We start from the raw sequence: 13,027 nt of genomic DNA on the forward strand, positions 1-13,027 counted from the left end.
AAATGCACAGAACCGGGTTTGCCACCGCTGGCAGCGGCGGCAATCGGGCCGATACTTGCTGGAAGACCTGTCAGGTCGCAAACCATTGAGGAGTGCGTCATGAGAAGGGTTCGCCTTGTCATCGTGCTGGGTGCCGTCACGCTGCTGGTCGGCGGGTGCTTTCTGCTGGGCATGGGTGACCGCGCCACGCTGACGGTGGCGCAGGGCACCGGTCCGTCGCCGACCCTGCCGCCGCCGAACAAGACGCTGCTGCCGACCGTGGACATCGCACCGGCGATCGGCTGGCCGGCCGGCGCCCGGCCGACACCCGCGCCGGGGCTTGCAGTGACGGCCTTCGCCGATGGGCTCGATCATCCGCGCTGGCTCTACGTGCTGCCCAACGGCGACGTGCTGGTGGCCGAGTCCAATGCACCGCCCAAGCCGGAATCGGGCAAGGGCATCCGCGATTGGGTCATGAAGCTGGTGATGAAGCGGGCCGGCGCCGGCACGCCCAGCGCCAACCGCATCACGCTGCTGCGCGATACCGACCGCGACGGCGTCGCGGACAAGCGCTCGGTGTTCCTGCAGGGCCTGAACTCGCCGTTCGGCATGGTGCTGGTCGGCAACGACTTCTATGTCGCCAATGCCGATGCGCTGATGCGCTTTCGCTATCGCCCCGGCGCCGACCGTATCGACGAACCCGGCGTCAAGGTCGTGGATCTGCCCGCCGGCATCAACCACCACTGGACCAAGAACGTGATCGCCAGCCACGACGGCCGCAAGCTCTACATCACGGTCGGCTCCAACAGCAACGTCGGCGAGAAGGGCATGGAGATCGAACAGGGGCGCGCCGCGATCTGGGAGCTCGATCGCGCCAGCGGCAAGATGCGGCTGTATGCGACCGGCCTGCGCAATCCGAACGGACTGGCCTGGGAACCCGTGACCGGCCAGCTGTGGACCGCGGTCAACGAGCGTGACGAAATCGGCAGCGACCTTGTTCCGGACTACATCACCGCGGTGCGCGATGGCGGCTTCTATGGCTGGCCATACAGCTACTGGGGCCAGCACGTCGACGTACGGGTCAAGCCGCAGCGGCCCGAACTGGTGGCCACCGCGCTGGTCCCCGACTATGCGCTCGGTCCGCACACCGCATCGCTGGGAATCACGTTTGCCGACGGGCTACGCTGGCCCGAGCCGTTCCGCGAAGGCCTGTTCGTCGGCCAGCATGGCTCGTGGAACCGCAAGCCCAAGAGCGGCTACAAGGTGATCTTCGTCCCGTTCCGCGGCGGCGTGCCCAAAGGCGAGCCGATCGATGTGCTGACCGGCTTTCTCGATGCTTCGGAGCATGCCCATGGCCGCCCGGTCGACGTCAAGGACGATCGCCGCGGCGGACTGCTGGTGACCGACGATGTCGGCAACGTGGTCTGGCGCGTCACCGCGATGACGGCAAGACGCCGATGAGGAGCGGTGCAGCGGCATGGGCGGCCGGTGTCTTGCTGCCGCTGTCGGGATGGGCCGGTGCACAGCATGCGCCCGATGCGCCGGCACCGGCCGCCGAGCGCGCGCTGGCGCCGGTGGTCGTGACCGCCACGCGCGTCGATGCCCCGGTGTTCGATACCCCTGCATCGGCCGACGTGGTTTCGGGCGGCGCGCTGCGCGACGACAGGCCGCAGATCAATCTGAGCGAAGGGCTCGGCGCCGTGCCGGGCCTGCTGGCCAAGGACCGGCACAACTACGCGCAGGACCTGCAGTTGTCGATCCGGGGCTTCGGTGCGCGTTCGAGCTTTGGCGTGCGCGGCCTGCGGCTGTATGTCGACGGCATTCCCGCGACGATGCCAGACGGGCAGGGGCAGACCTCGAATATCGACATCGCGTCGATCGATCGCGTCGAGGTATTGCGCGGCCCCGCCTCGGCGCTGTACGGCAACGCATCGGGCGGTGTGATCCAGGTCTGGACCGAGCCTGGTGCGCGGCCGCCGCTCGTCGAAGGCAGCGTCGGCGCCGGCAGCTATGGCACGTGGCGCTATGGCCTGAAGGCCAGCGGCGCGCCCGCGCAAGGGGAGCCGGGCCTGGATTATCTGGTCAGCGCCTCGCGTTTCACCACCGAGGGATATCGCGACCACAGCGCGGCGCGCAAGAACCTTGGCAATGCGCGGCTGACGTGGCGACCCGATGCCGACAGCAGCTGGACGCTGGTGGCCAATGCGGTCGAGCTGAGCGCGCAGGACCCGCTCGGGCTGACACGGGCGCAGTTCGACGGCGCGCCGCGCTCGGCGCCGCTGGCCGAACAGTTCGATACGCGCAAGACGGTGCAGCAGGCGCAGGGCGGCCTGCGTCACGAACGCCGGATCGACGCCGACAACACGCTGATGGCGATGATCTACTACGGGCGGCGAGAAACCCGCCAGTTCCTGTCGATCCCGCCCGCGGCGCAACGCAGCCCGCTGTCGGCCGGCGGTGTCATCGATCTGGCCCGCGACTACGGCGGCGCGGACCTGCGCTGGACGCACCGTGGCCAAATTGGCCGCATGCCGCTGACGCTGATCGGAGGGCTCGCCTACGACTCGATGGAGGAAAGGCGCCGCGGCTACGAGAACTTCATCGGCAGCACGGAACAGCCGGTGCTCGGCGAGCAGGGCAGCCTGCGGCGCGACGAGCGCAATACCGTCTGGAATTTCGATCAGTATCTGCAGGCTTCGCTGGACCCGAGCCCGCGCTGGACCGTCGAAGCGGGATTGCGCCACAGCACGGTGCGCTTCTCGTCGAGCGATCGCTATATCGTCGGCGCCAATGGCGACGACAGCGGCTCGGTACGTTACGACAAATGGTTGCCGGTCGGTGCGGTGCGCTATCGCGCCAGCGAATCGCTGAATCTGTATGCGACCGCGGGACGCGGCTTCGAAACGCCAACGCTGAACGAGATCTCGTATCGGCCCGACGGTTCGGCGGGCCTGAATTTCGCGCTGCGCCCGGCCACCAGCACCTCGGTGGAGATCGGCGCCAAGCACAGGCTTGCCGGCGGCCTGCTGACGGCGGCGCTGTTCCAGACCCGCACCGATCAGGAGATCGTCACCGCCACCAGCAGCGGCGGCCGGGCCAGCTATCGCAATGCCGGCCGCACGCTGCGCCAAGGCGTGGAACTGGGCTGGAGCGGCGCGCTGCGGCGGCATTGGCAGGCGCAGCTAGCGTACAGCTATCTGGATGCGACCTTCCGCGACACGGTGCCGCCCGGCATCGTCGCCGGCAACCGTCTGCCCGGCACCGCGCGCCACGCTGTCTATGGATCGCTCGCCTGGGCCCCGCCGCGCGGCTGGCGCGCCGGCATCGATCTGCGCTACCTGAGCGCCGTGCCGGTCGACGATCGCAACAGCGATCGCGCGCCCGGCTATTTCGTGACCGGCATCCACGCCGGCTACACCATGCCCGTCGGCCGCTGGACCCTCAATGCGTTTGCGCGGATCGACAATCTGTTCGATCGCCGCTATGCGGGATCGGTGATCGTCAACGATGGAAATGGGCGCTATTTCGAGCCGGCGGCCGGCCGCAATGCGTTTGCCGGCGTATCGCTGTCGTATGCGTTCTGATTCCCCATCGCGGTAAATGCTCCGTTAATTGGAGGCGGCGGAAAAAAGCAAGAGCGTTCGCAAAAATGGATCGGTGTTTCAGGTCTTACAATATGTCACGCCTTTCCAGAGGGGCGGGAAATTATGCTCAAGATTCCCCATAAGGAAATCAAGGAGAGGGAAATGAGAACCAATTTCAAATACCGGGGGCTTGCATTCGGCGTCGCTGCTTCCGCTGCAATCCTGGCCGCCTGCGGTGGCGGCGGCGATGACGATGGCGGCGGCACCGGTACGCTCAGCGTGTCGATGACCGATGCGCCGGCCTGCGGCTTCGACCATGTCTTCGTCACCGTCGACAAGATCCGCGTCCATACCAGCGCCAACGCCGAGGATGGCACCGGCGGCTGGGCCGAGATCGATGTCAATCCCTCCCGCCGCATCGATCTGCTGTCGCTGCAGAACGGCACGCTGACCAAGCTGGGCCAGACCGTGCTGCCGGCCGGCCAGTATCAGCAGGTCCGCCTCGTGCTCGATCGCAATACCGGCAACTCGCTGGCCAATTCGGTGGTGCCGACCGGCGGCGCCGAACAGCCGCTCGATACGCCGAGCGCCACGCAAAGCGGGTACAAGATCATCCGTCCGTTCACCGTGCAGCGCGACACGCTGGTCGACCTGGTGCTGGACTTCGACGCGTGCCGCTCGATCGTGCAGCGGGGCAACGGCTCCTATGCGCTGAAGCCGGTGGTGACCGCGGTGCCGCTGGTGGTCAGCGGCGCGATCCAGGGCTACGTTTCGCCGGCGCAGGCCGGCGCCACCGTCTATGCCCAGCAGAATGGCGTGACCATCAAGGGTACGCTGGCCGACAGCAATGGCGCCTTCACGCTGTCGCCGCTGCTGCGCAGCAGCGATGCGGGCAACTACAGCGTCGTGGTGGTGCAGAACGATCGTGCGACCGGCGTGATCCAGAACGTGCCGGTCACCGCGCAGGCCACCACCACGGTGTCGACCTCGGCGGCGCCGATCGCGCTGCCGGCCTCGCCGATGCGCCGGATCACGGGCGCGGTGCTGCCCGCCTCGGCGCAGGCCTTCGTGCAGGCGAAGCAGAATGTCGCCGGCGCTCCGATCGAAGTGGCCGTCGCCAATGCGAACTTCGATACAGGCGCCTATCAGCTGAACGTGCCGGCCGCCGCCCCGCTGGTGGGGACCTATCAGCCGACGCTGCCGATCGCGCTGAGCGCGGATGCCGCCGCGGCAGGCAGGTACACTGTCACCGCAACATCGGTCACTGGCGCCACGCTGAGCACCGAGCGCGACGTCTCGGCAGGCGATGCGACGGCGAACTTCCAGTTCTGATCAGCTGAAATCCACATCAACGACAAGGAACATGCAATGAGTTCGATGAAGGCAATCTGCGCGCTGCTGATCGGCGCCGGCACGCTGCTCGGCGGCTGCGCCGTCTATACCCCGCACGGTGCGGTGGTCACGCCGGGCGCGGTCGTGGTCGATCCGGGCCCCGGCCCGTATCACTGCCCGCCGGGACAGGCGAAGAAGGGACGCTGCTGATTGCGGCGAGCGGTTGGCGATCCGCCGACCGCCACGGCAAGGATGGGCCTGCGGGCCCATCTTTTTTTGCCTGTTCTGCCAATACGGGCGACGGCAATGGCTCAATCGCGGATCAGCTTGTCGAGCTTGCCGTGGACGCTGGCCCAGACCTCGTGCTCCGGCAACGGCCCCTTTGCCTGCGTCAGCCGTTTCCATTCCGGCTTGCGGGCCAATTCCGCGTTGATGGCAACGAAATGGCGCTGGTCGTCGGGAAGCATCTCTTCGGAATAGATCGCGCCCACCGGGCATTCGGGCACGCACATCGAGCAATCGATGCATTCGTCCGGGTCGATCACGAGGAAATTCGGCCCTTCGTGGAAACACGACATCGGGCAGACTTCGACGCAATCGGTATAGCGGCACTGGATGCAGGCATCCGTTACGACAAACGTCATGGGGCAACGCGCAAGAACGGCGGGGACAACGAAAAACCCGATGCTAGCGCGCGAGCCGGCGGATGTGCCGGCCCGGGTTTGTGCGACACCATCAAAAACTTTCAAGCCATGCGATGACGCGGGCGGGTGCCTGCCGGACCGCCAATAAAAAGGGGCCGGTAATACTACCGGCCCAACGTCCTTGCACCCATGAAGAAGACAAGGTCGATATGATCGTTCGCGCGGCGGCGCGTCCTGGCGCCGCCGCATGCCCGCATGGCGGGCGTTCGAGGCTTCGCTTAGAAGCGGTGACGCATGCCGATCGTCACGCCGGTCTGGTTCTCGCCGGCCTGGGCGGTACCAGCGCCGTTCAGGCCCAGGTCCGAACCGTCCTTGTTGCGCACGTAGCCGACGTTCAGGTAGACGTCCGTGCGCTTGGACAGCGAGTAGTCGGCGGACAGCACGAACATCCACGGATCGGCACCGGTGTTCTTGGTGTCTTCGTAGTAGGCCGCGCCGGTCAGGCTGAAGGCCGGGGTGAACTTGTAGCGAGCGCCGGCCCAGTACAGGTTGCTACGGGTGCTGGTGTCGGTCAGCGCGCCGAGGCCTTCGTCGCGCATCCAGCGATAGCCGGCAAACACCTTGGCGGCGCCGAATTCGTAGGCGGTACCGACCGCCAGGCGCTTGGCCGCGCGGTCCTGCAGCGCGACGGTGGCGCCCTGGTACTGGTCGTAGGCGGTGCCGATCGAGAAGCCGCCCGCCGCATACGACAGGCCGCCGCCGAACTGGCGCGCCACCTTGGCTTCGCCCGGCACTTCACCGTTGTTGTCGCGGCCGAAGCTGTAGAAGCCCGTCGCGGTCAGGCCGCCGAACTTGCCGGTGTACTTGATGTTGTTGTCGGCGCGGCCGTTGAATGCCGAATCGACGCTGTTCAGCGAGTAACGCGGACCGACGCCCATCGGGTCGAAGGCGCCGAACAGGTCGTACAGCGCGTTCTGCTGACGGCCCAGCGAGATGGTGCCGAAGTTGCCTTGCAGGCCGACATAGGCGGCGCGGCCGAACAGGCGACCGCCCTGGGCCGAACGGCCGGTGTCGATGTCGAAGCCGCTTTCCAGAACGAACAGACCCTTCAGGCCGCCGCCCAGGTCCTCGGTGCCGCGCAGACCCCAGCGCGAGCCCGACAGGTTGCCCGAGTTCATGCGCACGGCGGTGTCGCCGCCGCCGGCGCTCGGCGCGTTGCTGATGACTTCGATGTCGGCATCGACGATGCCGTACAGCGTGACGTTGGTTTGGGCGGACGCTGCGCCGGAGGCGGCGGTGGCAGCGGTCGCGGCCAGCGCGAGGAGGGCTTTCTTCACGGTGTGTTCTCTTTTGACTGGTGATGGAAGACTGAAGAGGTCTGCCGCCGGCAGCGTGGCGCGGGTTCGACCCGTGAACCCCTGCCGGCGCAAACGGGGGCGATCTTCGCTTGCTTTTATGACACCTATAAGTAAGGTGAAAATCACGTTGTAAAAAAGCCGCAGTGCCATCCCGTTACGGCGTGCGGGGTCCGTGAAGACTTCGGATCAAACAGAGATGAAAAAGGGCGAAGCGCCGAAGCGCTTCGCCCTTGTGGCCATCGACGGCGAGCGACGGCCCGCGGCGGTTCAGCCGCCCTTGGCCAGACGGCCTTGCATGCGCTTGGCGCGATCGGCCGAGCCCGGGTGCGAATCGAACATGCCGGACTTGCCGCCGTCGAGCTTGGCCAGCTTCTCGAAGGCCGTCACCAGCCCCTGGCGATTGGCCTTGTTCCGTATTGCCCCTGGATTTTTATTGATTCGAATCAAGCGTGCCCGACGAATAAAGGCGGCGCATTGTACGATCGTTTTATATTCGGGATTGCACACAACGGTAATAGAAAAAACGCCGGTCAGGCCGGCGCTTTGTTGGAATCGAGGCGCAATTCAACGCTTGCGATTGACGAATTCCGCCATATAACGCTGCGGCTCGCCGGTATCGAACGCACTGCCGAATTCCGCGACGCTGTTGGCGATTGCCGTATCGACCGGCTGATCCTCCCATTCGCGCAGCAGCCGCTTCTGCTGGCGCACGACCGTCGGCCCGAAGCCTGCCAGCAGCAGTGCAACCCGCTCGACTTCGGCATCGAGCTCGGCCAGCGGCACCACGCGATGCACCAGCCCCCACGACAGCGCCTGCGCGGCATCGCACAGCTCGCCGGTCAGCAGCATCCAGGCCGTGCGGGCATTGCCGATCAGGCGCGGCATCAGCGCGGCGTGAATCACCGACGGAATGCCGACCTTGACCTCGGGCATGCCGAGGTTCGCGTTGTCGCCTGCGATCCGCAGGTCGCACGCCAGCGCCAGTTCCAGTCCGCCGCCCAGGCACCAGCCCGGCATGCGCGCGATCACGGGCACCGGGCAGTGCCGCACGGCGTCGCACAGCGCGCGCAAGCCGGAGATGAAGCGCTCGGCGCTGTCCCGCGTCAAGCCGGCCATCTCCTTGATGTCCGCGCCGCCGACGAATCCCTTGTCGCCGGTGCCGCGCAGGATCAGCACGCGCACCCGGGGGTCGGCGGCCAGCGTGCGTACCGCCTCGGTCAGCGCGGCGATCACCGGCGTGCCGAGGATATTGAGCGAGCCGGCCTCGCTGATGGTCAACGTGGCAATGCCGCGCGCGTCGACGGCGACGGCGGCGTGGCGGCCCGGATCGGCAACCGGTGTGGCGGTGGTGCTCATGGTGTCCTCACTGCAGTTTGGCGAACTGGATCTTGTCGACGACGCGTTTCCAGTGCTGGTTTTGATTGCGGATCAGGTCGGCGAAGGCCTTGCGCGAGGTCCACGCCGGAATCGCGCCCTGCTTCTCGATGGCGGCGATGACCTCGGGATCGGTCAGCGCCTGGCGCACCGCGTCGTTTAGCTTGTCCAGGATCGCATCTGGCGTGCCGGCCGGGGCGCCGAGGCCGAACCACGATGGATTGTTCATCGCCGGCAGTCCGGCCTCCGCGTAGGTCGGCACATCGGGCAGCAGCTTCAGCCGCTGCCTGGCGGCCACTGCCAGCGGCTTCAGCCGCTTGCCCTGGATCAGTCCCGACGAGGACGGAATATTGTCGAACACCACCTGGATCTGTCCGGCCACCGCGTCGTTCAGCGCCGGTCCCAGGCCCTTGTAGGGGACATGCAGCATGCGCGTGCCGGTCTCGCTCATGAACAGCTCGCCGTTCATATGGCTCAGGCCGCCGTTGCCCGAGGAGCCGAACGAGTATTTGCCGGGGTTGGCCTTCAGCAGCTTGATGAAGGAGGCCACGTCGGTCGCCGGGAACGAAGGGTTGACCACCAGCACGTTGGGCACGTCGGCCAGGTTGCTGATCGGCGCGAAGTCCTTGACCGGGTCGTACGGCGTCTTCACGTAGACGTTGGGATTGACCGCGTGCGAGCTCTCGACCTCCATGACCAGCGTGTAGCCGTCGGCCGGCTGCTTGGCCGCATAAGCGCTGCCGACCGCGCCGCCGGCGCCGGGCCGGTTTTCCACCACGACCGGCTGCGCCAGGATGGCGCCCATCTTCGTGCCGACGATCCGGGCCAGGATGTCGGTGGTGCCGCCGGCGGCGTAGGGGACGATCAGCTTGATGGGCTTGCTGGGATAGCTGTCGGCATGCGCGTGCGTGGCGACGGCGGCCGTGGCGGCCAGCGCGGCAATCAGCTGCATGGACTTGTGCGCGGCGGCGCGGTGCGGATGTTTCAAGGGTGTCTCCTCGTGGATGTTCGTATGGAAAGGAAAGAACTCAGGCGCCGTGCTCGCCGAGCAGCGGCGGCGCGGCGAGCGGGGTGGCCGGCGTGTCCGTCGACGAACCCGGCAGCATCGGATTGCGCACCATCGGAATGCGGCCGAGCACCGGATGTTCGGCGTGCCGCAGCAGGCGGCGATGCCGGACCTGCGGATGCGCGAACACTTCCTCGATCGAGTGGATCGGCCCCCATGGCACGCCGGCCGCATCGAAGGCATCGGTCCATTGCCGGCGCGAGCGGGTCGCGAATACCTGCGCCAGCAAGGCTCGCAATGCCGGCAGATTGGCGATGCGCGCGCTGTTGGTCCGATAGCGCGGATCGGCCGGCAGATCGGCCAGTCCGGCCACGTCGCAGAAGCGCGCGAACTGCGCATCGTTGCCGATCGCCAGGATCAGATGACCGTCCGCGCAGCGGAATACCTCGTAGGGCGCGCAATTCGGATGCGCATTGCCGCTGCGCGGCGGATTGCGCCCCGAGAACAGATAGTTGGCACCCTGGTTGGCGTTGAGCGCCACCGCGACGTCCAGCAGCGCGATGTCCAGATGCTGGCCCTCGCCGGTTGCCTGGCGCTGGAACAGCGCGGCCAGCACCGCCGACGTGGCATACATGCCGGTGCTCAGATCGACCACCGCGACGCCGGTGCGCAGCGGCCCCTCGCCGGGCTCGCCGTCGGGCTGGCCGGTATAGCTCATCAGGCCGCCCATGCCCTGGAACACGTAGTCGTAGCCGGGCTTGTCGGCCATCGGGCCGCTTTGGCCGAAGCCGGTGATCGACAGGTAGACCAGCCGCGGGTTGCGCGCCTGCAGGCTCGCGTAGTCCAGCCCGTAGCGCTGCAGCGTGCCGGCCTTGAAGTTCTCGACCAGCACGTCGGCCTGGTCGGCCAGCGCCAGGATGGCGGCCTTGCCCTCGGCGGTGGTGAAGTCGATCGCCAGCGAGCGCTTGCCGCGATTGCAGCAGGCGAAGTACGCGGACATCCGTTCGCTGCCGTCGGCCGATTGCAGATAGGGCGGGCCCCAGCCGCGCGTATCGTCGCCGCGCTCGGGGTGCTCGATCTTGATGACCTCGGCGCCGAGGTCGGCCAGATTCTGGGTACACCAGGGCCCGGCAAGGATTCGGGACAGGTCCAGCACCTTGATGCCGGACAGGGCCTTGTGCAGCATGGGGTCTCCGCGTCGATTCGATCGCGGAGCAGTATATTTTTGCGCCCGGCGGCCAACCAGTCGAATGTCTTCAAGCCACCGTTCGCGGCAATTCAACGGTCGGGCGGCCGGTCACGCCAGCGCGTCGCGGGTCGCCGCCACGTGCGGATCGCCCAGCAGGAACTCGGCAAAGGCCTCGGCGAAGGCGGGCAGCTTGCCGGCGGCCGGCAGCACCAGATTCAGCCGGCGCCGCGCCCAGTCCTCGGCCAGGCGTACGCCGGCGACGCGGCCGTCGCGCAGCGAGGCCGCGGCGACGCTGCGCGGCACCAGCGCCAGCCCGACGCCGGCTTCGACCAGCGCCAGCACCGCGTCGAAGGTCGGCGCGTGCAGGCGGATATTGGGCGAGCGGCCGAGCCGGTGCGCGGTATCGCGCAGGAACACCACATTGCTGGTATCGCGGCCCGGGCAGACGAAGTCGTGGTCCAGCGCTGCGCCAAAGCGTACGCCGCCCGGCTGCGCCTCGGCCTCGCGCGCCAGCGGATGATCGGCGGGCACGGCCAGCATCAACTCGTCGACCGCATACGGCATCCATCGCACCCCCTGCGTCTCGACTTCGCCGGCCTGCACGCCGACATCGGCCTCGCCAGCGGCGATGGCGGCCGCGATCTCGAGGCTGGCCCGCTCCTCCAGATCGATATTGACCTCGGGATGGGCGTTCAGGAAGCGGCCGACGCTGGGCAGGATGAAGCCGTTCAGCGAACTGCTGTTGGCGATCAGGCGGATGTTGCCCTTCAATCCCGCGGAAAACCGGCCGAGCTCGCCATGCATTCGTTCGAGGCCGCGCAGCAGCTCGCGCACGTGGCCGAGCAGCGCGGTGCCGGCCGCCGTCAGCTCCATGCCGCGCGCCGCGCGCACGAACAGCGGCGTGCCCAGCGCCAGCTCGAGGTTCTTGAGCCGATAGCTGGCCGCCGACGCAGTGATATGGATGGCGGCGGCGCCGCCGGACAGGCTTTGCGATTCGGCGATGGCCTGGAACAGCCGAAGGTCCGTCAATTCGTAGCGCACCGGGTTCTCTCTGGCGGGTCGGTCGGCGGGCGGCGCCTTGCATGGCGCGCCCGGTGCCGCATTCTAAGCCCCCCGCCGCGGCGGCCGGCGTCGGCGCGCAGCGGCTACAGGCCGAACGGATACGTGTCCGGCATGCCGGTGCGCGCCGCGGTCGGCAACGGCGTCACGGCGTCGGTGCGATCGAACCAGGCCAGCGCATCGAACTGCTGCGGCAGGCAGGCAAACGCATAATGGCTGGCGAACTCGGTATCGGGCCGGTACACCACGCCGATGAAGCGCTCCTGGCGCGGCACCGTCAGCAGCGCGCGCGCCTGCTCGTGGACGCCTTCGCGCAGGTCGATGAAGCAGCTATCGATGCCGGTGCGCTGGAACAGCGCCTCGTAGCTGTCGGCGCGCGCGGGCACCACGTCCATCACCTGCATCGGGCCATCCCAGTCGGACGCCGCGGCGACGGTGCCGCGCGACGTCGAAAAGCCGATCAGCGCTGCTTGCTTGCCGAAGCGGGCTCGGCACAGCCGGCCGATATTGGTCTCGCCGTGGTCGCGGCCCATCGTGGTCGCGTCAGCATCGCCGATATGCGAGTTGTGCGCCCATACCACGGCCTTGGCGCCGGGCGCATGGGTGTCCAGCAGCCGCGCCAGCGTGTCGAACATATGGGTGTCGCGCAGGTTCCAGCTTTCCGGGCCGCCGTAGTACATCAGCCGGTAGTACTGCTCGGCCGAGGCGACCAGGTGCGCGTTCTGCGCGGCGTCGAAGAACGGCTCCTTGCCACGCGTCGCGTAGTCGAGCTGGCGCTCGAGCAGCGCCTGCAGCTGGGCGATGACTTCGTCCTCGCAATCGCGCGCCCGGCCGGTCAGCACCGCACGCCCATAGCGCGACGGGTCTTCGCGCCACGGCAGCAGGCAGCCGTAGCGCTCGCGCGCCTCGCGCGCGCCGTCGGGATCGACGCGGTTCAGATAGCCGAGCACGGTGGCGATCGAGCTGCCCAGGCTGTAGATGTCCAGGCCGAAGAAGCCGGCGCGCGTATCCGGCGCCCGTTCGGCGTTGTAGCCCCGCATCCATTCGACCAGCGCCTCCACCGACGTATTGCGCCACATCCAGGTCGGAAAGCGCCGGAACGGCGGTTCCTGGTGCTCGGCCGCTGGCAATTGCCGGACATAGCGGTCGATCGCCGCGGCATCGGGCCAGTCGGCCTCGACCGCGACGATGCGAAAGCCGTGCCGCTCGATCAGCCGTCGCGTGAAGGCCGCGCGGGCCTCGTAGAACTGCGCGGTGCCGTGCGTCGATTCGCCGAGCAACACCACGCGGCAATCGGCAAACCGGTCCACCACCGTGGCGAAGCCGGCATCGTCGATGGCCGGCAGCCGTTCGGCCGCCTCGGCGATCCGCTCGACGATATCGGTGTCGGCGAGCACCTGGCCGGTCAGGGGATCGTGCAGTGCGCTGGTCATGTCGGTCCTCCGTGGATGGTCGATGGTCTCGGTCGCGGTCTGGTCGATGGCTTTAAGTCGATGGCCTTC

General features: G+C 67.6%; 11 protein-coding genes and 1 pseudogene. 4 read left to right on the plus strand and 8 right to left on the minus strand.

Annotation, left to right across the window (positions count from 1 at the left end; translation table 11 throughout):
* Positions 1 to 99 precede the first annotated feature (99 nt).
* The 4 genes from F7Q96_RS00555 to F7Q96_RS26730 all read left to right on the plus strand — a co-directional run bounded on the left by F7Q96_RS00555 (position 100) and on the right by F7Q96_RS26730 (position 5,105).
* Positions 100 to 1,440 (plus strand): PQQ-dependent sugar dehydrogenase, encoded by a 1,341-nt coding sequence (locus tag F7Q96_RS00555; protein ID WP_053824202.1) that lies wholly within the window; start codon positions 100 to 102, stop codon positions 1,438 to 1,440.
* Entirely contained in the window at positions 1,437 to 3,563 is a 2,127-nt protein-coding gene (locus tag F7Q96_RS00560) for a TonB-dependent receptor family protein (RefSeq protein WP_249041633.1), read from the plus strand. The genes F7Q96_RS00555 and F7Q96_RS00560 overlap by 4 nt, the downstream gene beginning before the upstream one ends.
* A 162-nt stretch (positions 3,564 to 3,725) precedes the next feature.
* Positions 3,726 to 4,895: a DUF4382 domain-containing protein gene (locus tag F7Q96_RS00565; RefSeq protein WP_053824201.1), complete on the plus strand. Its 1,170-nt coding sequence runs from the start codon at positions 3,726 to 3,728 to the stop codon at positions 4,893 to 4,895.
* Between the two features lie 36 nt (positions 4,896 to 4,931).
* The gene (locus tag F7Q96_RS26730; RefSeq protein WP_158507296.1) at positions 4,932 to 5,105 is read left to right on the plus strand and encodes a hypothetical protein; all 174 of its coding nucleotides are present in this window, start codon (positions 4,932 to 4,934) and stop codon (positions 5,103 to 5,105) included.
* A 101-nt stretch (positions 5,106 to 5,206) separates the two neighbouring features.
* On the opposite strand, the gene fdxA is transcribed toward F7Q96_RS26730, so the two are convergent.
* The 8 genes and pseudogenes from fdxA to F7Q96_RS00605 form a co-directional block, all read right to left on the minus strand.
* Positions 5,207 to 5,539 (minus strand): ferredoxin FdxA, encoded by a 333-nt coding sequence (fdxA, locus tag F7Q96_RS00570; protein WP_053824200.1) that lies wholly within the window; start codon positions 5,537 to 5,539, stop codon positions 5,207 to 5,209.
* A 278-nt stretch (positions 5,540 to 5,817) separates the two neighbouring features.
* On the minus strand, positions 5,818 to 6,876 hold the full coding sequence (locus F7Q96_RS00575) for a porin (RefSeq protein WP_151021893.1): 1,059 nt from the start codon (positions 6,874 to 6,876) through the stop codon (positions 5,818 to 5,820).
* Positions 6,877 to 7,164: 288 nt separating this feature from the next.
* A pseudogene (locus tag F7Q96_RS00580) lies at positions 7,165 to 7,311 on the minus strand (peptidase); the annotation flags it as partial.
* 150 nt (positions 7,312 to 7,461) lie between these two features.
* Positions 7,462 to 8,253 carry an enoyl-CoA hydratase gene (locus F7Q96_RS00585; RefSeq protein ID WP_151021895.1) on the minus strand — a complete coding sequence of 264 codons (792 nt, stop codon included), beginning with the start codon at positions 8,251 to 8,253 and terminating at the stop codon, positions 7,462 to 7,464.
* 7 nt (positions 8,254 to 8,260) lie between these two features.
* On the minus strand, positions 8,261 to 9,223 hold the full coding sequence (locus F7Q96_RS00590) for a Bug family tripartite tricarboxylate transporter substrate binding protein (RefSeq protein ID WP_053824681.1): 963 nt from the start codon (positions 9,221 to 9,223) through the stop codon (positions 8,261 to 8,263).
* Positions 9,224 to 9,299: 76 nt separating this feature from the next.
* On the minus strand, positions 9,300 to 10,463 hold the full coding sequence (locus tag F7Q96_RS00595; RefSeq protein ID WP_151021897.1) for a CaiB/BaiF CoA transferase family protein: 1,164 nt from the start codon (positions 10,461 to 10,463) through the stop codon (positions 9,300 to 9,302).
* Between the two features lie 111 nt (positions 10,464 to 10,574).
* On the minus strand, positions 10,575 to 11,507 hold the full coding sequence (locus F7Q96_RS00600) for a LysR family transcriptional regulator (protein ID WP_053824198.1): 933 nt from the start codon (positions 11,505 to 11,507) through the stop codon (positions 10,575 to 10,577).
* A gap of 104 nt (positions 11,508 to 11,611) precedes the next feature.
* Positions 11,612 to 12,958 (minus strand): erythromycin esterase family protein, encoded by a 1,347-nt coding sequence (locus tag F7Q96_RS00605; RefSeq protein ID WP_226994966.1) that lies wholly within the window; start codon positions 12,956 to 12,958, stop codon positions 11,612 to 11,614.
* Between the last annotated feature and the right edge of the window lie 69 nt (positions 12,959 to 13,027).

Source organism: Cupriavidus gilardii (assembly GCF_008801915.1).
Lineage (GTDB): Bacteria > Pseudomonadota > Gammaproteobacteria > Burkholderiales > Burkholderiaceae > Cupriavidus > Cupriavidus gilardii.

Coding starts and splice junctions, on each gene's coding strand:
- F7Q96_RS00555 (WP_053824202.1), top strand. CDS start 100: ATGAGAAGGGTTCGCCTTGTCATCGTGCTGGGTGCCGTCACGCTGCTG.
- F7Q96_RS00560 (WP_249041633.1), top strand. CDS start 1,437: ATGAGGAGCGGTGCAGCGGCATGGGCGGCCGGTGTCTTGCTGCCGCTG.
- F7Q96_RS00565 (WP_053824201.1), top strand. CDS start 3,726: ATGAGAACCAATTTCAAATACCGGGGGCTTGCATTCGGCGTCGCTGCT.
- F7Q96_RS26730 (WP_158507296.1), top strand. CDS start 4,932: ATGAGTTCGATGAAGGCAATCTGCGCGCTGCTGATCGGCGCCGGCACG.
- fdxA (WP_053824200.1), bottom strand. CDS start 5,539: ATGACGTTTGTCGTAACGGATGCCTGCATCCAGTGCCGCTATACCGAT.
- F7Q96_RS00585 (WP_151021895.1), bottom strand. CDS start 8,253: ATGAGCACCACCGCCACACCGGTTGCCGATCCGGGCCGCCACGCCGCC.
- F7Q96_RS00590 (WP_053824681.1), bottom strand. CDS start 9,223: ATGCAGCTGATTGCCGCGCTGGCCGCCACGGCCGCCGTCGCCACGCAC.
- F7Q96_RS00595 (WP_151021897.1), bottom strand. CDS start 10,463: ATGCTGCACAAGGCCCTGTCCGGCATCAAGGTGCTGGACCTGTCCCGA.
- F7Q96_RS00605 (WP_226994966.1), bottom strand. CDS start 12,958: ATGACCAGCGCACTGCACGATCCCCTGACCGGCCAGGTGCTCGCCGAC.